Raw genomic sequence first — 21,483 nt, 5'->3', positions numbered from 1 at the left:
GTGTCAACCCGTGGTTGACGATGGCTGGATCCGGGGCGAAATCGGGTCGCGCGAGGTCAGGGAGAAGGCCACGATGGCGTGCGAGGCCCGTTCCGGGGCGACTCTCCCGGACGGTGGCGAAGGGGGCAATCGGTGTCGAGGGCGCAGGGCTTCACGTACGAAGAGGAGGGTGACGGCGTCGTGGTGTGGCACCACGGGCGGCGGGCGGCGGTGCTGCGCGGCGATCGGGCCGGGCAGTTCCTGCGCGAAGTGACTTCCGGGGACGCCCAGTTGGTGATGGCGCGGTGGACGGGCAACTACCGCAGGGGGAACGAACGGTCGGCGCGCCGCCATCCGCGCAATGCCGCCGGCCGCTGACGGCCTGCGTCGCGCACCGACGAAAAGCGTCCCGGCGCCGACGCCGACCTCGATGTCCGTTCATCGAGGTCCGCGCGGTGCCGGGACGCCCTGGTGCCCGGTGCCCGATGCCGTGAGCCGGCTAGGGGCTTACTTCACGTTCACGCCCGCCCAGGCGGCGCCGACTGCCGTGTACTCGGCGCTGGTCGTGCCGTACAGGTCACCGGCCGCCTTCAGGGTCGCGGTGCGCGCGGCCTTGTAGTTGGTGGTGGAGGTCATGTACGTGGTGAGGGCCTTGTACCAGATCTTCTCGGCCTTGTCCCGGCCGATGCCGGTGACCTTGGAGCCGTCGACGGTGGGGCTGTTGTAACTGACGCCGTTGATGGTCTTGGCGCCGCTGCCCTCGGAGAGCAGGTAGAAGAAGTGGTTGGCGACGCCGGACGAGTAGTGCACGTCCTTGTTGCCGACCGTGCTCGACCAGTAGTCCGCCGAGCCGCCGTCCTTGCTGGGCTTGTCCATGTAGCGCAGCGGGGTGCCGTCACCGTTGATGTCGATCTTCTCGCCGATGAGGTAGTCGCCCGGGTCGGTGGCGTTCTTGGCGTAGAACTCGGCCGAGGTGCCGAAGATGTCGGACGTCGCCTCGTTCAGACCGCCGGACTCACCGCTGTAGTTGAGACCGGCGGTGGCCGCGGTGACACCGTGGCTCATCTCGTGGGCGGCCACGTCGAGGGCGGTCAGCGGGTGGCTGTTGCCGCTGCCGTCGCCGTACGTCATGCAGAAGCAGCCGTCGTCCCAGAAGGCGTTGACGTAGCTGTTGCCGTAGTGGACGCGGGAGTATGCGCCCTTGCCGTCGTTGCGGATGCCGTTGCGGCCGAAGGTGTTCTTGTAGAAGTCCCAGGTGACCGCCGCACCGTAGTGGGCGTCGACACCGGCGGTCTGCCGGCCGCCGCCCCAGACGTCGTCCGCGTCGGTGAACAGCGTCCCGGTGCCGGACGTCCGCTGGTTGAGGTCGTACGTCTTGTGGCCGCCGCGGGCACCATCGGTGAGCTGGTACGTCGACCCGCTCTTCGTGGTGGTCAGCGGTACCTTGCCGCTGTAGGTGCTGGTACCGGTGCCGGTCTCGATCGCCTCGTCCTCGAACAGCTTCTTGCCGGTGGCCGCGTCCGTGATGACGTGCAGTGCGCTGGGGGTGCCGTCCTTCTGGGTGCCGGTGACGACGGTCTCGTACGCGAGGACCGGCTTGCCCGAGGCGGCCCAGATCACCTTGCGCGGCGTGCCGGAGGTGCCGGTCTCGGTGTCCTTCTTCGCCGCGGCAGCGCTGAGGGCGCTCTTCTTCGCGGCGGAGGGGGCGAGCGCGGCGGTCGTACTGGCCACGGATATCCGGGACTTGGTCGCCTTGGTGACGCTGCGGGTGCCGTTCTTGGCCTGGTGCACCACCAGGTCACCGCCCAGAACGGGCAGGCCGGCGTAGGTGCGGTCGTAGCGGGTGTGCACCGTGCCGTTCGCGTCCTTGATGACGTCCCGGACGACGAGCTTCTCCTTCGCGCCAAGGCCGATCTTGGCGGCGATCGTGGCGGCGCTGCTCTGCGCCTCCTGCAGCGCGGATACCCGCTGAGCTGCGGAGAGTTGGACCGCCGACGCGCCGGTCGCGCGGTCCGCCTGCGCACTGGCCGATCCGGCCTGGACGCCGACCGCGACCATCGCGGCAGAGGCGACCAGGGCGGCAGCGCGCAGGGTGTTCTTGCGGGGGGTGGACGAAGTCCGTCTCAACTCGGTCTCCCTTGTGAGGGCCGCGGGGTCGCGGCCCAAGAGGTGGGGCCGGGCAGCCGAGGGGTGGGGTGCCCGGTGGAGGAGTGAATCGACCGAAGATTGCCACGAGTTGAGATCGATTGACAGATGTTCAACAAGCAAGAAACTGCGAATTTACGAATCGGACCGTTTCCTGACAGGTTTTGTCCCGCAGTGCGGCGTCTTGTGGACGCCCGGCTGTGCTTGCGGCCCCCGCCGACGTGACTCCTGCTGCTCGCGCCCACCACATGCCGCAGGACGCACACCCACCACAGCCCACGGGAACAGAGCGCATCGGCACGTTCACCGACCGTGTGCCGCCCGGGGGAGGGTATTCCTGCACCTGCCAACCACGGCGCAGCGCCCTAGGCTGAACGCCAAGGCACACGGTGAGGCGGTGGCGTGCCCATGGCACTACGACACCAGCTGATCAGGACCCGGCGGGAGACGGTATGGGCCGTCCTGGCGGACGGCTCGCGCTACCAGGACTGGGTGGTGGGAACGGTCCACTCGCGCCCGAAGGACGACAACTGGCCGCAGCTCGGCTCCGCCCTTGCCTACACGTTCCGGCTGGGCCCGTGGGCACTCGACGGCCAGACCATCGTCCGGTGCAGCGAGCCACCGCGACGGCTCGAGCTGGAGATCGACAGCGGCCGGCTCGGCACCGCACGCATCGCCCTGGAACTGCGCCCCTGGGGCGAGCACACCGTGGTCATCGCCGACGAGCACCCGCTGACCGGCCCGAGCGGACGGCTGCACAATGCCGGCGTCGACATGCTGCTCCAGCTGCGCCACCGCCGCATGCTCGCCAACCTGGCCAAAGTGGCGGAAGACGCCGACCAGGGAGAGGACGCCGACCAGGGAGGGGGCGAGGCGGGGGCCAGGTAGCGCTCCCCGGCGGGAAGCGCGCGGTCGGTCGGCGGGCCCCGGTCAGTCGGCGGGCTTCTCCCATACGGAGACGTGCCGGTCGCTCTCGCTCGTGAAGGGCCCCTTCCCCCAGCCGTCCCACCGCTCGCGCAGCCGCAGCCCCGCCAGTTGAGCCATCAGATCGAGCTCCGAGGGCCAGACGTACCGGAACGGGATCGACCGGTACTCCCCGCGGCCGTCGACGACATCGACGTAGTTCGAGCTCATGGCCTGAGTGGCGACGTCGTAGAGATCGAAGGCCCAGCTGGTCGGGCTCACCTTGAAGGGCACGGCGTTCTGGCCGGGTGGCAGCCGTCTCAGCTCCGGAACGCCGACCTCGATGACGAAACAGCCGCCCGGTGCGAGGTGGGCCGCGACGTTGCGGAAGCACGCCACCTGTTCCGCCTGGGTCGTCAGATTCATGATCGTGTTGAACACGAGATACGCGAGGGAGAACGTCCCCGGTACGCGCGTCGTCGCGAAGTCGCCGATCGTCACGTCGATCGCCTCGGCGCCCGGCTTGTCCCGCAGCCGCGCGACCATCGCCCGTGACATGTCGATACCGTGCACCGGCACCCCGCGGCGCGCCAGCGGCAGGGCGATCCGCCCCGTCCCGATGCCCAGCTCAAGGGCCCGGCCTTCACCGGCCAGCCCCGCCAGCACGTCGACCGTCTCGGCCACGACGTCCGGGGCGAACATGTCCCCCGAGGATGCGTCGTACCTGGCGGCGACCTGCTCTCCGAAATACCCGTCCTTATCGTCCAGTTCATCCACCATGCGACCGTACCGCGGAGCCGCTTCCGCACGCTCTTCGTTTTCGGTGGCCGGGCCGGGCCGGGACCTGGCCCCGGCCTCGGACTCGGACTCCGACTCGGTCCCGGACCGGTGCGAGATCGCACCGGCGTCAGTCGCGCATCGGCCGGTCGAGGAGCGGGGTGAGCTCGGCATCGGTCGCCGGCCTGAGGGTCGTCAGCAGCTGCCGGGCCCCGGACAGGCCGGTGCGGCCGCTGCCCTGGACGGTCACCGTGTGGACCAGCCCGTTGCGGCGCAACCGCAGCTCCCGCCGCTTGTAGTCGCCCTCGTGGACGACCAGTTGGCGGCCGTCCCCGTCGTCCGAGCAGTGGATCGCTTCGCCGAACGGGACGGGACAGCCGCGCGCATCGGAACGCCGGGTGTCGTGCCCGATCCGCTCCACGGAGAGGTGCAGGTCCGGGGCGCCGGGGCGTGCGTAGGTCGCGCCGAAGGAACTCTCGCTCGCTCCGACGTCTTCCAGCGCGTATCCGGAAGGGGGGTCACCGACCCGCAGCAGGGCGCGGTCGACGCCGTTGGCGGTGAGCCACTCGGTGAGCGTGGGCGGCTGGGCGGCCTGCCAGGCGAGGTACGAGCCGCCGGCCGCGAGGAGGGCCGCGGCGGCGAGCGTGGCCGGCCGGGCCCAGGCGCCCGGGAGGAAGAAGGCGGCGCCCAGCGCGTACCAGAGGCCGCCCCAGGGATGCAGCAGCATGGTGTTGTGCAAGCCGTCGTCGCGCACGTTCGCCGCGACGGCTGCCACCGCCCCCGCCGTGCCGCAGGCGTACACACCCGCCGCCCAGACCCACCGTCCGCGCGCCCGGCGGGTGAGCGGCACGAACGAGCGGACGGAGGTGGCGAGCGCGGCGAGCGACGTCATGCCCAGCACCGGCCCGCCGACCAGGACGGCCACGAGCACCGCGGTGCTGCCGGCGAAGAGCGCGATCAGCACCGCCTGGAACTGGACAGCGGTCAGCACACAGCCGACGCACGCGACGGCTGCGAGGTGGGCGAAGAGGCGCCCTGCGGCAAGCTTCCGGACCATACTTCGTGATCACGCGGAGGCGGGCCCGGCGGTTCCGCGCCGACGGGACGTTCACCCAGTACGAGGAGAGGGGCGGCAGGCTCGGGGGCACCACGCTCTGCCTGACCCACGTCGATCACTGACAATCGGCCGTTGCCGTTGCCGTCGCCACCGGCGCATAGTGGGTGGTCCAGCCCCGGCGCAGCTCCCAGGTGCCGCCGTCCCGCGCTGCGCCGCGCAGCCCGTGGACGGTGTCGGCGCCGGCGAGTTCGACGAGCCGGGGCGTGCCGAGGGAGGCGAAGCCGACGGTGCGGGTGGGGTCCCAGTCGGTGGAGCGGCGCAGGCGCCGGACCAGGTGGGCGACGCCGGCCGGTGCGCCGGCCAGCACCCAGGCGTCCGGCGTCTGGGCGGTAAGCCGCCGGGCGGGGCGCAGCCACGAGGCCGCGTCCTCGGGCCAGTCGACGACCGCGAGGACGTCCTTGCCGAGCGTCTGCCAGGCCGCGGTGAACGCCTGCGCGGCGGCGCGGGAATGCCCGTCCCGGCCGTGACCGACGGCGACGGACCGGATCCGCGAGCGGTGCGCGGTCAGCAGCCCGATCAGGGCGGCCAGCTCCGCCTCGGTGTGCCGGGCGGGCAAGCCCTCGCTATACGGCTGGGGGCCGGTGGCGGGCCCGTTCATGACGCGTCGTGGAAGACGAGGCCGAGCGTCCGTCGCACCCCGGAGCGGACCGTGCTCACGCCGTGCCGCATGGGTCCGACGGACCAGCCGCGGCGGGCGGCCACCGGCCGGTCGCGGGTGGTGAAGACCAGTGCGTGGCCCTGGGGGAGCGTGGTGGACGATCCGCGGGACTGGGCGCGGGGCCGCTGTTCGGTCATCAGGAACTCGCCGCCGGTGAAATCGACACCGGGTGCGTCGAGGCCGATGACGACCTGGAGCGGGAAGACCATCTCGCCGAACACATCGCGGTGCAGCGCGTTCCAGTCGCCCGCGCCGTAACGCAGCAGGAGCTGGGCCGACTTGGCTTGCCCGGCCCGGTGGCATTCCGCCAGCCACCGCTCCAGGTCGTCCGGCCACGGGGCGCTCCGCCCGAGCTTGCCGGCCCAGTCGCGGGCGATCGGCAGCAGGTGCGGGTAGAACGCCTCGCGCAGTTCCCGGACGGCGTCCGGCAGGTCGTGGGTGAAGTAGCGGTACTGGCCGGAGCCGAAGCGGTGGCGGGCCATGTCGACGGTGGTCCGGAAGCGTTCGGCGTCGTCGTACAGGGCGGCGATCTCATGGCACTGGCCGGGGGTGAGCAGTGGCCCGGTCAGCGCGCTGCCGTACTCGTTGACCTCGTCGGTGAGGGCGTTCCAGTCGGCGGCGTCGACCCGTGCGGTGAGGCTGCCGTCCGGTCGGGCGGCGTCGGTCTTGGTAAGGGGCATGGCGGGGGTCATGGTGGGGTCCTTCGTTGCGGGTGCGTCGCTTGCGTGGCCTGCGTCGCTCAGGCACTGGGATTCAGGTGGCTGCCCGGGTGGCGCCCTCCTGGAGATGCAGATGCGTCGTCATCGGATTCCTCTTCCAAAGGCAAGTCTGCGAGGTGCGCCGCACCGGGGCCGGCGGTATTCGGACGTGATATCGGGAGGACCTGCGACGGGTCCTCGCGCGCGGGTCTGGATGGTCGAAAGCAGGTTTGGCGGCCAACGGTTGCGGCTACACAGTGAGGCGCGGTGATGGGCCGGAACCCGCCGCCGGCCGCCAGTTCCTCGGAGGGGCGATGTCGCAGCTGGACCACGACCGGCGGCGGGAGCCGCTGGACGCCTCCCAGAATCCGCGCGTCAGGGCGGGCAGCCGGATCCGGAAGTACGTGACGACCACCGATCACAAGGTGATCGGCAACATGTATCTCGTCACGTCCTTCGGGTTCTTCCTGTTGGCCGGCATTCTGGCGATGCTGATGCGTGCGGAGCTGGCCAGACCGGGCATGCAGATCGTCAGCAATCAGCAGTACAACCAGCTGTTCACCATTCACGGCACGGTCATGATGCTGCTCTTCGCGACCCCGACGTTCGCCGGATTCGCCAATGCCGTCATGCCCCTGCAGATCGGCGCCCCCGATGTCGCCTTTCCCCGGCTCAATGCCCTGACGTACTGGCTCTTCCTCTTCGGCGGGCTGATGGTGGTGTCGGGTTTCGTCGTGCCGGGCGGTGCGGCACCCTTCGGATGGTTCGCCTACGCGCCGCTGAACAGCGAGGTGTTCTCGCCGGGTGCCGGCGGCGACCTGTGGGCGGCGGGCCTGGTCGTCGCCGGTCTCAGCACCACCCTCGGTTCGGTCAATTTCATCGCCACCATCATCACGCTGCGCGCCCCCGGAATGACGATGTTCCGGATGCCGATCTTCACGTGGAACATCCTTTTCACCTCCATCCTGGCGCTGCTCGCCTTTCCCGTGCTCACCGCCGCACTCCTGGCTCTGCTGGCCGACCGCAGGCTGGGTGCGCACGTCTATGACGCGGCCAATGGCGGGGCGCTGCTGTGGCAGCACCTTTTCTGGTTCTTCGGCCACCCCGAGGTCTATATCGTCGCGCTGCCGTTCTTCGGCGTGGTGACCGAGATCGTGCCCGTCTTCAGCCGCAAACCGGTCTTCGGATACGTCGGCATGGTCGGCGCGACGATCGCCATCACCATGCTGTCCGCCACGGTGTGGGCGCACCACATGTTCGCCACGGGCGCGGTGCTGCTGCCGTTCTTCTCCCTGATGTCCTTCCTGATCGCGGCACCGACCGGGGTGAAGTTCTTCAACTGGATCGGGACGATGTGGCGGGGCAGCCTGTCGTTCGAGACGCCGATGCTCTGGGCCGTAGGATTCATGGTGACCTTTCTCCTCGGGGGTCTCAGCGGCGTTCTGATCGCCTCACCGCCCATGGACTTCCAGGTCACCGATACGTACTTCATCGTCGCGCATCTGCATTATGTGCTGTTCGGCACGATCGTCTTCGCGATGTTCGGCGGCTTCTATTTCTGGTGGCCGAAGTGGACCGGCCGGATGCTCGACGAACGGCTGGGGAAGATTCACTTCTGGACGTTGTTCGTCGGCTTCCAGACCACCTTCCTCGTCCACCACTGGCTCGGCGAGATGGGCATGCCGCGTCGGTACGCCGACTATCTCGCCGCCGACGGCTTCACCCTGCTGAACACCATCTCCTCGGTCGGTGCGTTCCTGCTGGGCCTGTCGACCCTGCCCTTCCTCTACAACGTCTGGAAAACCGCGAAGTACGCGCCCAAGGTGGAGTCCGACGACCCGTGGGGATTCGGACGGTCGCTGGAATGGGCCACTTCCTGTCCGCCGCCCCGCCACAACTTCGTGGCGCTGCCCCGGATCCGCTCCGACTCGCCCGCCTTCGACCTCCATCACCCCCAGTACCTCGAACTCGCCCCGGGTGAACGCGGCACGTCCGAACCGACCCCGGACCCCTTGGGAGACGAGCAGAAATGAAAGCCGAGGCGTATCTCTTCGCGGGGGTGGCCCTTTTCTTCCTGCTCACCGACGCGGTGTACATCTGGTTCGCCCGGGAACCGGCCGGCATTGCCGCACTCACGGTGTCCTGTTTCATGGCGGTCGTCATCTCGTTCTTCTGCGCCATGAACTACCGCCGCAAGGGCGAACGGCCGGAGGACCGGCAGGAATCCGAGATCCAGGAGCGCAGCGGTCCACTGGATTTCTTCCCGCCGCACAGCGGCTATCCGATCGTGGTCGCGCTGGGTGCGGCACTGCTCGCCCTCGGCATGGTCTACGCGGTGTGGCTGCTCCTCATCGGGGTCGGCGTCACCGTGTCCGCCGTCTTCGGCATGGTCTTCGAATTCGCCCGCCGCGATGACTGAGCGGGCCCGCCGGGCGTTCCTCGCCTCATCGGGGCGGCCGTAGCGGCACGGTGGGCAGGCCGGCGTGTTCCCGTAGGCCGCGCAGGAAGTCCTCGAGGGCGTCCTGGGCGCTGTACCGGGGAGTCCAGCCCAGCTCCTGCCGGGCCCGGGCGGTGTCCATCAAGGGCAGCCGCAGCACGGCGTCGAAGAGGTGCGGTGAGGTCGGCAGCAGGCGCAGATGCCAGGCAGCCGACAGCAGCGCACGCGGCGGTCCGGCCGGCAGCCGCACGACGCGGGCTCCCAGGAGGTCGCCCAGCAGCGCGGCGTCGACCACCGGACCGGCGGCCAGGTTGAACGCTCCGGAGACCGGCCGCAGGACGGCCAGCCGGTAGGCGTCGGCGACGTCGTCGGCGTGCAGCACCTGGAACCGCAGACCGGGCAGGTCGGGCACGACGGGGAAGAGCCGCTTGGCGGCCAGGGCGCGCGGCGGAGTGAAGCCCGCGAACAGTCTGCTCTGCGCGCAGGCCGCGGCCCGCTGGAAGATGAAGCCCGGCCGCAGCCGTACGACCCGGATGCCGGGATGCGCGGACGCGAAGCCGTCGAGGAAGCGCTCCAGATAGGCCTTCTCGCGGCAGTAGGCGGCATCCGGCCAGCCGTGCGTGGGCCAGGACTCGTCGACCTGCCGGTCCTTGGGGCCGGGCGAGTAGGCGCCGACCGACGAGGCGTACACCAGCGCTCCGACCCCGGCCGCGGCCGCCGCCTGGAAGACCCGGATGCTGCCCAGTACGTTGTTCCGCCAGGTGCTGACCGGATCGCGGGTGGGCTGGAACAGCCAGGCGAGGTGGACCACCGCATCGGCGCCGGCGAAGTGCCCGGTCAGGTCGTCGTCGGTGACGTCCACGGCGGCCCACGTCGTCTTGCCGGGGGACCACTGCGGCCGGCGCCGCGCCAGCCCCAGCACCGACTCGACGGCAGGCTCGGCGCCGAGCGCCCGTACCACGCTCGTGCCCACGTTGCCGGTCGCACCGACGACCACGACGCGCAGTCCCGCGGCGTCCCCGGGAGAGTCGACAGCCATCGGTTCCTCCTAGGGGGTTTCTTCCTCGCCCGCGTGGCCCGCGCCGGCCACCGGGTCCATCGTCCTTCCGGAGATCTGCAGGCGCTCCTCGGCGGTGGCCGGCATGTCGACCCGGTCGCGGTAGTACCAGGCGCTCAGCGCGGCGCGCAGCCGCTGCCGTCGCGGTGCCCGCTCGCCCGGATGCTCCAGCGGCGCCGGAACGTCCCTCACCAGCAGGCGGTACCGCTGCTCGGTACCGAGCGGACGGTGGCTCTCGCCGATCCCGCCGTAGACGTTCTGGCTGATCTGACCGGTCTCCTCGCCCTCCTCCAGCAGCTCACGGTCATGGGCCTGCAGGGCCAGGCAGAAGCGTTTGGTGATCAGGAACGCGAGGATCGGGCCGACGATCACCGCGATGCGGAAGATCCAGGTCAGCGCCTCGACCGACACCTCGAAGACCGCGGCGACCACGTCATTGCCGCCGGCCACCAGCAACACGGCGTAGAAGACGATCGCGGCGACCCCCAGGCCCGTACGGGTGGGGCGGTCGCGCGGCCGGTCACAGAGGTGATGCTCCATCAGGTCACCCGTCACCCACTTCTCGAAGTACGGGTAGAGGTAGAGCACGAGGAAGAGCACACCGGGCAGCACCACCGCCGGGAGGAAGACGTTCCACATGATGGTGTGCCCCGCCACATTGGTCTCCCACGGGGGCATCAGCCGCAACGCGCCTTCGAGGAAGCCCACGTACCAGTCCGGCTGGGCATCGGTGGACGCCTGGTCCGCCACGTAGGGGCCGTAGTCCCACACCGGGTTGATCTGGGCGACCGCCCCCAGCCAGGCCACCACCCCGGAGACCATCAGGAACAGACCGGTCGACTTGGCGGTGAACTGCGGGAACATCGGCTGCCCGACGGCGTTCCGGTTCGTCTTCCCCCGGGCCGACCACTGAGTGTGTTTCAGATAGACGACCATCACCAGATGCGCACCGAGCAGGGCGATCAGGATCCCGGGCACGAACAGCACATGCACGGTGTACAGCCGGGAGATCAGGATGTGGCCGGGGAACGACCCGCCCCACAGGAAATAGCTCAGGTACGTCCCGACGACGGGAATGGACAGCACGATGGTGTTCGCGGTGCGCAGCCCCGTCCCGGACAGCAGGTCGTCGGGGAGGGAATAGCCGGCGAATCCCTCCAGCAGGGCGAGCAGGAAGAGCGTCACCCCGATCATCCAGTTGAATTCACGGGGGCGGCGGAAGGCCCCGGTGAAGAACACCCGCAGCATGTGGACGCCCAGCGCGGCCACGAAGACCAGGGCCGCCCAGTGGTGCATCTGCCGGATCAGCAGCCCGCCCCGGACATCGAAACTGATGTCCAGGGTCGACGCGTAGGCGTCCGTCACCACGAGCCCGTCCAGCGGGTGGAACGCACCGTGGTACGTGCTCTGGCTCATGCTGGGTTCGAAATACAGCGTCAGATAGCTTCCGGTCAGCACCAGCACCACGAGGCTGTACAGGGCGATTTCGCCCAGGAGGAAGGACCAGTGGTCCGGGAAGGCCTTGCGCAGCAGCTCCTTCGCCAGTTCCGAGACCGGGGCCCGGCGGTCCAGCGCGCTGTAGCTGGTGACGGCCGCCTCGCGGGTCTGCGCCGCGAGCCGGGCCTTCCGCTTCTGGAACAGCATGCTCCACTCCCTCTTCGCCCCTAGGGGTGCCTCCCTGGGCCGGGCGCCGCACCGACGAGCACGGACCCGGGTACCCGTCCCGCGCGGAGCCAACCGGGCCCCGGCCCGACGGCCGCCACCGGCGCGCCCCGGCGTACGGGCTCAGTCGGCCGTCCGGTCGGGGACCATGTGCGCCAGCGCCTCGCGCGAGGCGGCGCGGGCCTTCCGCAGCCTCCAGCAGCCGAAGGAGGCGAACGCCGCGGCGCCCGAGGCGTAGCCGAGCCCCACGACGGTGGCGGCCCGCTGCGGCGGCGGCCAGTGGCGTTCCGCCGCGCGCAGCACGGCCTCATGGGCCGACAGCAGGGCCAGCAAGGCACAGACAGCACCGGCGGTCAGGGCCAGGGAGCCCAGGCCCGTCTCGCGGGCCGTTTCGGTCAGCTCCATCCTCGCCCGATCGAGCTCCGCCCGGACCAGGGTGGCCACCTCCTCGGACAACCGTCCCGCAGCCTCGGAGAACCTGCCCGCGGGGTCCGGCGGATCGGGCACACCACCGTCTTGGTCCGGATGCTGCTCGGTCATCACACGAGCCCTTTCTCGACGCACACCACGAGCGCACCGCCTAGCCGTAACACCGCCACGGCACGGCCAAACGGGCCGGGCGCCGCCGCCACCCGCCTGGCGCGCCGCTTTCCGGCGCATGGCCGTCCGGGCGCCGGTCACCGACCGGGCTTGTTCCGCGGCGCGAGAAGAACACCGAGGGCCACCATGCCGAAACCGAGCAGCAGATGGAGCCAGTTGTCCGGTCCGTTCAGCGTCAGGAAGTTCCAGGGCGTGGCCCGGTGGATGGCCAGGCCGTACACCCACAGCGCCAGGTAGACCAATCCGCCGCCGACCAGATACGGCTTCGCGTACCGGGGCGCCCGCCGGCCGACGGCCAGACCGAGCAGCCCGAAGACCACATGGACCAGGTTGTGCAGCATGGAAACGGCGAACAGCCCGAACAGGCTGCCGGCGCCGTGCGGATCGGCGAAGGACATCTGGTCGTAGTGCGTCGTGACACCCGGGACAAAGCCCAGCACCCCCACCACCAGGAAGAGCGCACCCACCAGCGTGGCCGCCCGGTCAGGAGCGCCGGGCACGGCCCCGCCGGGTGAGGAAGTCCCGTACGCCGTCCAGCAGGCCGAGGCCGGGGCTCATCGCGCGGGTGGCCAGGGCGGAGTCCGGTGCGTTGGGCCGGGGGTGGGTCGGGGCGCTGTTCCTCGCCCGCCGGACCTTCTCACCGAGCTCCCGCCGGGTGTCCGCGGGGCAGGTGGCCTGCAGCCGGGGGAAGAGCCGCTGTTCCTCGTCGAGGATGTGGCTGGTCACCCGGGTCGACAGGGCCAGGACCAGGGCGGTGAAGTCCTCGTCCTGCGCCTCCCGCCGCTCCAGATCGTGCAGCAGCTCCTCGATGCGCTCGTGGTCGGACAACTCCTTCTCGGCCCACCGCCGCCCGTGCGCCACATGGTCCCGTACGGCCGGGTACAGGTGCTCCTTCTCCGCGACGGAGTGCCGGACCAGGGCCGCGGACACCTGCTCGACGAGGGCCTTGCGGGCGGCACTTCCCGGTTCGGCGGCGCGGATACGGTCGAACAGCCGCTGTACCGCGCGGTGATCGGCGGTGAGTTCCTCGATGACGTCCGGCGCGGCTCCCATCGGTCAGCGTTCCTTCGCGTACGTGTGGGGAGGCTTCACCGGCGGCGCGGCCATGACGCCGGCGTGGCGCAGGGAAAGGTCGGCCACCAGGTCCCACTTGGTGTCGATCAGCGCGGCGGCCGCCCGCTCCTCGGCGATGTGCTGTTCCAGCAGTCGCGCGGTCTGTTCGTCACCGTTGCGCACCGCGAGGTGGTGCAGCATCTCGTACCCCGCGAGCAGCAGGTGGATGAGGGTGTAGGCGTCCCGGGCGTGCTTTCCGGCATGGTCGCGCCGGGTCCGGGCGAGCAGCGCATAGCCGGTCCCGACGAGCCGCAGGGTCAGGTCCTTCACGGTCGACGGCTGTTCGTCGTACGCGTGCAGCCGGCTGCCGAGTGCGGTGATGTGCCGGCGGGTCACCTCACGGTGGGCCGCCAGCGGTTTCTTGAGTTCCGGTGCGTGGGTCGAGGCGATGAGGGAACCCAGGGCGGTGTCGATCAGCCGCTCCAGGGAGCGGGTTTCCTTGAGGTGACGCAGGTACTGGTCCTCTGCCGTTTTCTCGCTCATCGGCGCACCGTCCTCGGCTGGTTTCTCACATCATTTCCATCTTGAGGTAGCGCACCGCGTCGGGCGCGCTGAAGGCGAGGGCGGTCAGCGCGGCGGCGGCCAGGACGCCGACGGTGATGCGCACCGCGATCGCGGGAATGAAGATGCCGTTCTTCATGGCGTGTTCTCCCTATGCGTGACGGGATTCCTGTGGGTGACGGGATTGCTGGGGGAAGCCGGTCCGCTGCACAGGCTGCCGAGGAGATCTGCCAGCAGTGCCACGGCCTCCTCCACCGCCTGCCCGTTCCGGGACGGGGAAGGCTCACAGGTCAGGACGAAGAACCGGGGGAGAGGCGTCTGCCGGGCGCGGGCCAGGCGCTCGGCGGCGGCCAGCCGGCGAAACGGCCCGGCCGACTCCGCCGCGCCGGCAGTTCCACCGGCCGCCATGGCGCCGCCGTACTCGATGAGGTCCAGGGTGCCGGCCGGCCTGCCGAGCGACGCCGTACCCACCACGACCGCCGATCCGTAGCCGGCCAGGAGGCGGTGTGTCAGATCGGCGCCGCGGATCCCGAAGTCGACGAGGTGCACCTCGTCGGGCAGCGGGAGCTCGCCCAGGGCGGTGAGGAGCGCGGAGCCGAAGGCGTCGTCGGCGGCGAAGGAGTCGCCGGTGGCGGCGACGAGGACGCGCGAACCGCCTGCGGGCCCGCCGACCGGCTCGACCTCCTCCGGTGCGAAGAAGAAACGGTGCCCCAGCCCGGTGGGAAAGTCGCGGCCCTCGTCGTCCACCAGGGTGACGACGAGATGAGTCTGCCCCTCGGAGTCCTCTTCGACGGCGTCGACCTCGGCCAGCCGGCCGGCCAGGGCCAGGTCGAAGATGTCGCTGCGGCGGCCGGGGCGCAGCCGCACCCGGCTCCCCGGCCGCAGGGGCCCCGGCCGTCCGGCAGGGCGGGGCGCGGTCATGCGTCTTCCTTGATCGTCCGACGGCTCCGGATCGTGCCGCGCAGGGCGAGCAGGTCCTCGGGGGACAGCGCGGCACAGCGATCGAGGATCTCCCGGGCCCGGGGATCGGTGGCGCGGGCCTCCCGCTGTTCCGCGGGAGTCAGGCTCAGCACGTTGAGGATGAGGAGGTGGTCGATCTCGCCGCCGTCGAAGAGGTCGCCGGGGCTCTCCGGCGCGACCGCGGGAAAATCGGAGAGGGTGACGGGCGACGAGAGGACCGTGGGGGACCGGTGGGGGTCGCGGTCCGCTTCGGGCCCGTCGCCGATCAGCACCGGCCAGGTGCCCTCGTTGCGGCAGCCGCCCGCCGTCTCCACCAGTTCTGCCGGCGGGTCGGCGAGGGAGACGAAGCTGCCGTCGTGGGCGGTGAGCACGGTGTGGGTGGAGACGAACGCATACGGGGCGAGCTTGTCGCGGCCCTCCCGCGGCTCACCGGTGTGCGGGGGACACGGGGTGGTGTTGGTGAAGGTGACCGCCAGACGGACGGTGTCCTGCGGCCCGTTGCCCGGCCCTGGCTGCGCGTCGACCTCCACGGTGCCGTGCAGCCGCTTCCAACGGCGTACGAGCAGGCAGACGGCCCGCCCGTGCTCGTCGCGCAGCGGCTCCTCGTGCGCGCCGTCCGGCAGGTCGACGACGTCGAGGGTGCGCCCGTGGGAGGGCGACCAGGCGGGCAGCACCCATTCGCGTTCCGCGGCCTCGTGCCAGGTGAGGTGGGTCTCGCCGGCGACGGTGAGGGTGTCGACCGGCCGGTGCTCCCCGTCGTCCCGTCGGTAGACCTGCCGCTCGACGACCTGCAGGAACCGCAGGCGGATCGTGACGGAGGTGCCGGGGGCGGTCTCCAGGAGCGTCTCGGTGCGCATCCGGGCCGGCTCGCCGAGGGCTTCCGCCTCACCCTTCGGGTAGACGCCGCCGAACGTCCAGCGCTTGGTGTTCTTGAGCGCCGACCGCCGGTAGGGCCACAACAGGTAGCCCTCGTACAGGCAGGTGCGCGCGATCTTCTCGACCGAGGCTAGGGGATCCATGTCGCTTCCGTGGTCTGTGCGGGCCGGGGCAGGGCGGTGTCCAGGAGGGCGCTGACGGCCTGCTCGGCGTCGGTCAGGCCGTGTGACATCTGGTAGGCGCTGAGCCTGTCGTGGGTCCCGGGGGACAGGCGCAGCCAGGAAGTGGCGCCGTAGTAGCGGCTGATGAGGTCGTGCCAGAGTTCCGCGGGCAGCCGGCAGGCGGCCTCCTTGTCCCAGGGGATCTGAGCCGTGGCCAGCCGCCCGCCGGGGTCCGTGTGGAAGACGGTGCCGCGGAAGAGGAGGTCCAGGGGGACCTCGCCGTCGCGCACGGCACGCAGATAGGTGACGACGGCGAGCCCGGCGTCGCCGCCGCACGGGATCGCGAGGTCGATCTCGGTCCGCTCGTCGAAGGGCGGCACCACGGACGTGACCTGCGCCCAGGACAACGGCTGCATGCTCGTGGCCCATTGGTCGGGCTGCCCGAACAGCTGGGCCAGGGCGAGCGCTTGCGCGGGCGCGTAGCTCCGGCGCGCGGCATCGATCCGGACGGTGGTGGACAGCGTGAGGGACCGGATCGGGCCACCGCCGGTGCGGGCGACGGCCAGCGTGAGGACGAGGGTGGGCACCGCGGCGTGCGGCAGGGCGCTCACCCCGGTCACCGCGAACGACAGGTCGGGCAGCCCACGGTGCGCTTCCGCCCCGCTCACCGCCCGCCCGCCGCTCACTTGGGTGCTGCCGGTCATGCCGGGGACAGGTTGGGCATGCCGGGCAGGATGGGGTTCTTGGTCTTCGGATGCACCCCGGTGGACCGGCGCGAGGTCGACCTGCCGTAGGGGAGGTGACCGGGCTGCCGCTTGTAGTGGCCCTCGTGGTTGCCCCGGCGCACTCCGGGGACGTGGGCGGTGAAGTCCGGTCGTACCTGTCGCTTTCCGACGGTGATGTCAGCCATGGCTCTCCTCGGTTCCTGTTAGGCGTCCGGATCGACGGGGGCGAGGTGGTCGAAGAACTGCCGCACGTGCTGCCACACCTCGTCCCCGCCGGCCAGTCCGCTCCAGTGGGTGCGCAACAGGGCGGCGAGCCGGTAGCAGTCGTCCAGCGGCACGATCCAGTGCTCCTGACTTCCGCCGGCCCGGTTGACCAGCAGCGCCTCGGTACGCGGAACGAGGGTGGTGAGGGCCGGCCGACCGGCCTCGATGCCGGCCCACACCCTGCGGTCCACGGGGGCGCGGACCACGCCCATCGGGCCGGGATAGCCGGCGGTGATCTCGTCGTCGGGCGGGCCGCCGCGCAGGAAGAACGCGAGCCCGACCGGCACCCGCAGAGCGGCCCACTGCTGCGCATCGAGCCGCATGCCGTCCAGCCGTCGCCTGCGTTCGGAAATCAGCAGGTAGGGCCGGCGGCCGCCGCTGTGCCGGTCGGTGTCGAAGAGCAGCGCGCACGCCCGGCAGGTGCACAGCAGGGTGTCCGCCGTGGTGTCCAGCAGATGACGGTGCTCCGCCGGAACGGGCTCCGCGCACAGCTCGCACCGGTCGTCGTCCCGCGGCTCCGGCAGCGGGCGGCGGGCCAGGTCCCGCAACGCCGAGGCGGTGGAGACCACGGTGCTCATGAGCGCGCCCCACCCGTCCGGGTACCGCCGCGCGACAGCGCCTCCACGGGGATCAGCGGGGGCTCGACGGCCGCCGCGGCCGCCTCCTCGATCTCCACCCGCTCGATCTCCGGCGCGGCCCAGGCCACCGCCTCCTGCACCGCCGTACGCAGCGTCTCCCCGGAGGACCCGCAGCCCCGGGCCCGTACCCGGACCCGGGCCGACGCCCCTTCCACCGCCACGAGTTCGGCTTCGCCCAGGCCGCGCAGACCGGCCAGGGCCGTGCGGATGCGGGCCTCGGCCGGTTCCGGGTGCAGCCCGTGCACGAGCAGCAGGTGGCCGACGAGTTCGTCGTCCGCGACGGCCCGGGCGGTGTCCGCGCCGGCCAGCGCCATGACCCGGGCCAGGCATTCCCCGTAGAGCGCGACGAGTGCCTGGGCGGCCTCGGTCGCCCGGTCCCGCGCGGCGGGGTCGGACAGCGCGGAGAGCGAGGTCAGCAGCGTCTCGGTGCGGACCACGTGGTCCCGCGCCTGCCGGTCGTCCCAGGTCATGACACTCCTCACGCCCGGTGGCCGAAGGTCGGTGAGTGACTCTGCGTCAGGGTCCGGCCGTCACCGAGGTACATGTGGACGCCGCACGGCAGACACGGGTCGAAGCTGCGGACCGTCCGCATGATGTCGATGCCCTTGAAGTCCTCCCGCCCGTTCTCCTCGAAGATCTGCAGTCCCTGCACCGCGTCCTCGTACGGGCCGGGCGTGCCGTAGGAGTCGCGGGGGCTGGCGTTCCACGGGGTCGGCGGATACGGGTGGTAGTTGGCGATCTTCTTGTCCCGGATCACCAAGTGGTGCGAGAGCACGCCCCGTACGGCCTCATGGAAGCCGACCCCGATGGCCTCCTTGGGGACGTTGAAGTCCTCGAAGACCTTGGTGCGGCCGGCCCGGACCTCGTCCAGGGCCCGCTCGACGAAGTACAGCGCCATCCCGGCGGCGTAGGCCACGAAGTACATCCGGGCCCGGTCGCGCTCGATGGTGTTGGGGAACGGCGGAGGCGTCCATTCCAGCCTGACCTCCGGGCTGTTGGGCGTCTGCGGGAGGTCGATCTCCACGCTGTGGCCGGTCGAGCGCACGTAGGGCGTACGGACCTTGCCGGCGAGCGCCGTGGCCCACAGACGGGCGATCGGTCCGCCTCCGGTGTCGAGCGCCAGGTGGTCGCCGGTTCGTTTGTCGAACCAGCGGGGGCTCATCACCCAGCTGTAGTTGCCGCCGTCGAGGTCCCGCTTCTGCGGCTTCGGCACGGTGGTCTGGTTCCACGGATGGCGCTGGTCGACGGGGTTGCCGAGCGGGTCCCGGTCGACGTACGTCTCCTCGCCCGTCCAGTCCTGGTAGTAGGAACTGCCGAGCAGGATGCGCATGCCGAGGTTGATGTCGACGAGGTCGGTGGTGATTAGTTCGTTGTCCACGACGATGCCGGGGGTCACGAACATCGCGTTCCCCCAGGTGTTCATGGTCCGGTAGTCGTAGTCGACCACCTCGGGGTCCTGGAAGCAGCCCCAGCAGGCCAGCATCGTGCGGCGGCGGCCCACCTCCTCGTAGCCGGGCAGCGCCTCGTACCAGAAGTCGAAGACGTCGTCGTTCATGGCCACCGCGCGTTTGACGAAGTCCAGACAGCGGGTCAGCCGCACCAGGTAGTCGGTGAAGACCTGAGGGGTGGCGACGGTGCCCACACCGCCCGGGTACAGCGTCGAGGGGTGGACGTGCTGGCCCTCCATCAGGCAGCACATCTCCCGGGTCAGCCGGCTCATCTGGAGCGCCTCTTTGTACGTCTGCCCCTCGAAGGGGTTGAAGGCGCGCATGATGTCGGCGATGGTCTTGTGGCCGTGGACGTCGGCGTGCGGGGCCGGGGTGCGTTCGGCCCGCTCCAGGACCCCGGGGTTGGTCTCCTTCACCATGCGTTCGCAGAAGTCGACGAACACCATGTTGTCCTGGAAAATCGTGTGGTCGAACATGAACTCGGCGGCTTCGCCCAGGTTGATGATCCAGTCCGCGAGCGGGGGCGGCTTGACGCCGTAGGCCATCTGCTGGGCGTAGAGCGAGCAGGTGGCGTGGTTGTCACCGCAGATGCCGCAGATCCGGCTGGTGATGAAATGCGCGTCGCGCGGATCCTTGCCCTTCATGAACACGCTGTAGCCACGGAAGAGCGAGGAAGTGCTGCGGCATTCCACGACTTTCCGTGCCGCGAAGTCGATTTTGGTGTAGATACCGAGGTTTCCGATGATGCGGGTAATGGGGTCGAAGGCGACCTCGGTGAGTTCGCGTCGCTCCGCATCGCTGTTCTGAACGGTCGCCACGGGGTTTCCTCTCGCGGATGGCGGGGTGGGCGGGGTGGCTTGGGGGCTTGGGGCGCGGGGGGTGTGCTGGGCGTCGTGGTCATCGTGCGCGGGCGAGCGTGCGGGGCGTGCTGGGCGATGTTGCGGGTGGGGGCGTGCGGGAATCTATTTACGCCCGGTCCAGTGCGGGTCGTAACCGCTGGTCAGCGCATCCTCGTTATGGCGCCACTTGGGCTCTTTGTTGGCGGTGATATTGGTGAGGGAACGCAGGGTGCGGATGAACGGCCCGTACACGCCCATCAGGGCGGAGGACACCGTGCCACCGGGCGGCTCGTCCATGAACGGCATGAATTTGTCCGGGAACCCCGGCATCGTGCAGCCGATGCAGATGCCGCCCACGTTGGGACAGCCGCCCACCCCGTCCATCCAGCCGCGTTTGGTGACGTTGCAGTTGACCACCGGCCCCCAACAACCCACCTTCACCTGGCACTTGGGTGAGTTGTAGTCCTTCGCGAAATCCCCCTGCTCGTAATACGAGCCCCGGTCGCACCCCTCGTGCACGGTCTTGCCGAACAGCCAGGTCGGCCGGAGCTGCTCGTCCAGCGGAATGGGCGGAGCGAGCCCGGCGGCCTGGTGCAGGACCCACAGCAGGGTCTCCATGAAATTGTCCGGCTGAACGGGGCAACCCGGGACGTTCACAATGGGCAAGCCGCCGGCCGACCGGAAATCCCATCCCAGATAGTCGGCCAGCCCCATGCACCCGGTCGGGTTACCCGCCATCGCATGGATGCCGCCGTACGTCGCACAGGTGCCGATGGCCACGACCGCCCACGCCTTGGGGGCCAGCCGGTCGATCCACTCGTTCACCGTGATGGGCTCGCCCGTCTCCGGATCATTGCCCATGGCCGACCAATAGCCGTCACCATTGATGTTCTCGTTGGGAATGGAGCCTTCGACGACAAAGATGAACGGTCCGAGCTCATCGCGGGCCGCCTGGTGAAAGGCCGCCATGAAATCGTCGCCGGTCTCGTAGGCCAGCACCTTGTTGTGCAGATGCACCTTCGGCAGCCCGGGAATCGCGCCGAGAACCACGTCCTCCAGGCTGGGCAGCGTCGCCGCGGTGACCGAAACCGTGTCCCCGTCGCAGCTCATGCCCTCCGAGGTCCACAAGATGTGCACCTCGTCCAGACCCGGCGTCATCGGTTCAAAGCCCATGGTTCGTCCCTTCGGCTGCCACCGGGGCCGACCGGCGGACTCCCAGAACCTCAACACCACCAAATCTCACATAGCTCAGAGATAGCCACAAATGGGGCGGGGTGTGGGGGTGGGGGAGGGGGCGGGAGCTACCGAGGGCCGACCCCATGGGTCGGCCCTCGGTAGGCAAATCCAGGGACGTCGGTTCAATCCAGGGACGTCGAGCGGAGTTCCGCGATGACTTCCGCGCCCGACGGCGCGTTCTCCGGGTCCACCAGCCACTGCAGCATCAGACCGCTCAGCAGGGCGAGCGGTACCGAGCCGCCCAGCCCCTCCCGCGCCATGCGCTGCCCCTCGGCGAGGTGCGCCCGTACCTCCGGTGACCGCTCGGCCTGCACCGCGGCCTCCAACTGGGCCACCCACAGCGCCCGGTGTGTGGTGAAGCTGTCGATCAGTGCTTGCCAGCGCTGTTCCGGCGTCCCTTCGGGCGCGCGACTCGCGAGCTCGTCACCGAGCTCGTCCACGGCCTTCACGAGCGCCTGGGTGAGCAGCGCGTCCCGGGAGCCGAAGTGGTAGCCGATGGCGGCATGACTGACTCCGGCCGCTGCCGCGATGTCCCGGACCGTGGTCCGGGCCCAGCCGCGTTCGATCAGGCACTGCTTGGCGCCGGCGAGGAGGTCCTCTCGATTTCCCATGTCCGCAGCGTATCTGGGGGTTGTCCGCTTGGTTCAGCCGAACGGTTCAGCCGCTTGGTTCATCAGGGGCCCAGTCAA

25 protein-coding genes are annotated in these 21,483 nt (G+C 70.3%); 4 read left to right on the top strand and 21 right to left on the bottom strand.

Annotated elements, in window-relative coordinates:
• The first annotated feature begins 132 nt into the window (after positions 1-132).
• Positions 133-357 carry a hypothetical protein gene (locus tag ACGF4C_RS09920; protein ID WP_393564857.1) on the top strand — a complete coding sequence of 75 codons (225 nt, stop codon included), beginning with the start codon at positions 133-135 and terminating at the stop codon, positions 355-357.
• Between the two features lie 129 nt (positions 358-486).
• Here ACGF4C_RS09920 and ACGF4C_RS09915 read toward each other — a convergent pair whose 3' ends face one another.
• The gene (locus ACGF4C_RS09915) at positions 487-2,037 is read right to left on the bottom strand and encodes a M4 family metallopeptidase (RefSeq protein WP_393565018.1); all 1,551 of its coding nucleotides are present in this window, start codon (positions 2,035-2,037) and stop codon (positions 487-489) included.
• Between the two features lie 495 nt (positions 2,038-2,532).
• Here ACGF4C_RS09915 and ACGF4C_RS09910 point away from each other — a divergent pair, with 495 nt between their 5' ends.
• Positions 2,533-3,012 carry an SRPBCC family protein gene (locus tag ACGF4C_RS09910; protein WP_393564856.1) on the top strand — a complete coding sequence of 160 codons (480 nt, stop codon included), beginning with the start codon at positions 2,533-2,535 and terminating at the stop codon, positions 3,010-3,012.
• Between the two features lie 42 nt (positions 3,013-3,054).
• On the opposite strand, the gene ACGF4C_RS09905 is transcribed toward ACGF4C_RS09910, so the two are convergent.
• From ACGF4C_RS09905 to ACGF4C_RS09890, 4 genes are all read right to left on the bottom strand, one after another.
• Positions 3,055-3,807: a class I SAM-dependent DNA methyltransferase gene (locus tag ACGF4C_RS09905; protein WP_393564854.1), complete on the bottom strand. Its 753-nt coding sequence runs from the start codon at positions 3,805-3,807 to the stop codon at positions 3,055-3,057.
• Between the two features lie 127 nt (positions 3,808-3,934).
• Positions 3,935-4,861 (bottom strand): hypothetical protein, encoded by a 927-nt coding sequence (locus tag ACGF4C_RS09900; protein ID WP_393564852.1) that lies wholly within the window; start codon positions 4,859-4,861, stop codon positions 3,935-3,937.
• A 115-nt stretch (positions 4,862-4,976) separates the two neighbouring features.
• A complete protein-coding gene (locus ACGF4C_RS09895; protein ID WP_393564851.1) occupies positions 4,977-5,519 on the bottom strand; it encodes an ABC transporter substrate-binding protein in 543 nt (180 codons plus the stop codon).
• The gene (locus ACGF4C_RS09890; protein ID WP_393564849.1) at positions 5,516-6,271 is read right to left on the bottom strand and encodes a 2OG-Fe(II) oxygenase; all 756 of its coding nucleotides are present in this window, start codon (positions 6,269-6,271) and stop codon (positions 5,516-5,518) included. Before ACGF4C_RS09890 ends, ACGF4C_RS09895 begins: the two co-directional genes overlap by 4 nt.
• Positions 6,272-6,591: 320 nt before the next feature.
• Here ACGF4C_RS09890 and ctaD point away from each other — a divergent pair, with 320 nt between their 5' ends.
• The gene (gene ctaD, locus ACGF4C_RS09885) at positions 6,592-8,310 is read left to right on the top strand and encodes a cytochrome c oxidase subunit I (RefSeq protein ID WP_393564848.1); all 1,719 of its coding nucleotides are present in this window, start codon (positions 6,592-6,594) and stop codon (positions 8,308-8,310) included.
• Entirely contained in the window at positions 8,307-8,696 is a 390-nt protein-coding gene (locus tag ACGF4C_RS09880; protein WP_030415623.1) for a cytochrome c oxidase subunit 4, read from the top strand. Before ctaD ends, ACGF4C_RS09880 begins: the two co-directional genes overlap by 4 nt.
• Positions 8,697-8,721: 25 nt before the next feature.
• On the opposite strand, the gene ACGF4C_RS09875 is transcribed toward ACGF4C_RS09880, so the two are convergent.
• The 16 genes from ACGF4C_RS09875 to ACGF4C_RS09800 form a co-directional block, all read right to left on the bottom strand.
• On the bottom strand, positions 8,722-9,753 hold the full coding sequence (locus tag ACGF4C_RS09875; protein WP_393564846.1) for an NAD-dependent epimerase/dehydratase family protein: 1,032 nt from the start codon (positions 9,751-9,753) through the stop codon (positions 8,722-8,724).
• A gap of 9 nt (positions 9,754-9,762) precedes the next feature.
• On the bottom strand, positions 9,763-11,415 hold the full coding sequence (locus ACGF4C_RS09870) for a cytochrome bc complex cytochrome b subunit (protein WP_393564844.1): 1,653 nt from the start codon (positions 11,413-11,415) through the stop codon (positions 9,763-9,765).
• A 141-nt stretch (positions 11,416-11,556) separates the two neighbouring features.
• Positions 11,557-11,973 (bottom strand): phage holin family protein, encoded by a 417-nt coding sequence (locus ACGF4C_RS09865; protein WP_393564842.1) that lies wholly within the window; start codon positions 11,971-11,973, stop codon positions 11,557-11,559.
• Between the two features lie 137 nt (positions 11,974-12,110).
• Positions 12,111-12,533: a DUF4383 domain-containing protein gene (locus ACGF4C_RS09860; RefSeq protein WP_393564840.1), complete on the bottom strand. Its 423-nt coding sequence runs from the start codon at positions 12,531-12,533 to the stop codon at positions 12,111-12,113.
• A complete protein-coding gene (locus ACGF4C_RS09855; RefSeq protein WP_393564838.1) occupies positions 12,517-13,086 on the bottom strand; it encodes a hemerythrin domain-containing protein in 570 nt (189 codons plus the stop codon). The genes ACGF4C_RS09860 and ACGF4C_RS09855 overlap by 17 nt, the downstream gene beginning before the upstream one ends.
• Positions 13,087-13,089: 3 nt before the next feature.
• Positions 13,090-13,629 (bottom strand): ferritin-like domain-containing protein, encoded by a 540-nt coding sequence (locus ACGF4C_RS09850; RefSeq protein WP_393564836.1) that lies wholly within the window; start codon positions 13,627-13,629, stop codon positions 13,090-13,092.
• 25 nt (positions 13,630-13,654) lie between these two features.
• Complete coding sequence (locus ACGF4C_RS09845; RefSeq protein ID WP_267881503.1) at positions 13,655-13,786, bottom strand: DUF6893 family small protein; 132 nt, start codon at positions 13,784-13,786, stop codon at positions 13,655-13,657.
• Positions 13,783-14,568: a hypothetical protein gene (locus ACGF4C_RS09840; RefSeq protein ID WP_393564834.1), complete on the bottom strand. Its 786-nt coding sequence runs from the start codon at positions 14,566-14,568 to the stop codon at positions 13,783-13,785. Before ACGF4C_RS09840 ends, ACGF4C_RS09845 begins: the two co-directional genes overlap by 4 nt.
• Positions 14,565-15,626, bottom strand: a complete 1,062-nt coding sequence (locus tag ACGF4C_RS09835; protein WP_393564832.1) for a hypothetical protein — start codon at positions 15,624-15,626, stop codon at positions 14,565-14,567. Before ACGF4C_RS09835 ends, ACGF4C_RS09840 begins: the two co-directional genes overlap by 4 nt.
• Positions 15,614-16,348, bottom strand: coding sequence for a DUF6084 family protein (locus tag ACGF4C_RS09830; protein WP_393564830.1), 735 nt, complete (start codon positions 16,346-16,348; stop codon positions 15,614-15,616). The genes ACGF4C_RS09835 and ACGF4C_RS09830 overlap by 13 nt, the downstream gene beginning before the upstream one ends.
• A complete protein-coding gene (locus ACGF4C_RS09825) occupies positions 16,345-16,554 on the bottom strand; it encodes a hypothetical protein (protein ID WP_030801082.1) in 210 nt (69 codons plus the stop codon). The genes ACGF4C_RS09830 and ACGF4C_RS09825 overlap by 4 nt, the downstream gene beginning before the upstream one ends.
• An 18-nt stretch (positions 16,555-16,572) precedes the next feature.
• Entirely contained in the window at positions 16,573-17,211 is a 639-nt protein-coding gene (locus ACGF4C_RS09820; protein WP_393564828.1) for a DUF5947 family protein, read from the bottom strand.
• A complete protein-coding gene (locus ACGF4C_RS09815) occupies positions 17,208-17,741 on the bottom strand; it encodes a NifU family protein (RefSeq protein WP_393564826.1) in 534 nt (177 codons plus the stop codon). The genes ACGF4C_RS09820 and ACGF4C_RS09815 overlap by 4 nt, the downstream gene beginning before the upstream one ends.
• Positions 17,742-17,749: 8 nt before the next feature.
• On the bottom strand, positions 17,750-19,537 hold the full coding sequence (locus tag ACGF4C_RS09810; protein WP_393564824.1) for a nickel-dependent hydrogenase large subunit: 1,788 nt from the start codon (positions 19,535-19,537) through the stop codon (positions 17,750-17,752).
• A gap of 144 nt (positions 19,538-19,681) precedes the next feature.
• Positions 19,682-20,731 (bottom strand): hydrogenase expression protein HypE, encoded by a 1,050-nt coding sequence (locus ACGF4C_RS09805; RefSeq protein ID WP_030417211.1) that lies wholly within the window; start codon positions 20,729-20,731, stop codon positions 19,682-19,684.
• Between the two features lie 185 nt (positions 20,732-20,916).
• Complete coding sequence (locus ACGF4C_RS09800) at positions 20,917-21,405, bottom strand: TetR/AcrR family transcriptional regulator (protein ID WP_030417210.1); 489 nt, start codon at positions 21,403-21,405, stop codon at positions 20,917-20,919.
• Positions 21,406-21,483 lie beyond the last annotated feature (78 nt).

This window comes from Streptomyces sp. NPDC048197 (genome assembly GCF_043202395.1).
Taxonomy (GTDB): Bacteria; Actinomycetota; Actinomycetes; order Streptomycetales; family Streptomycetaceae; genus Streptomyces; species Streptomyces siderophoricus.
This window is presented reverse-complemented; position numbering and strand designations above follow the sequence as displayed.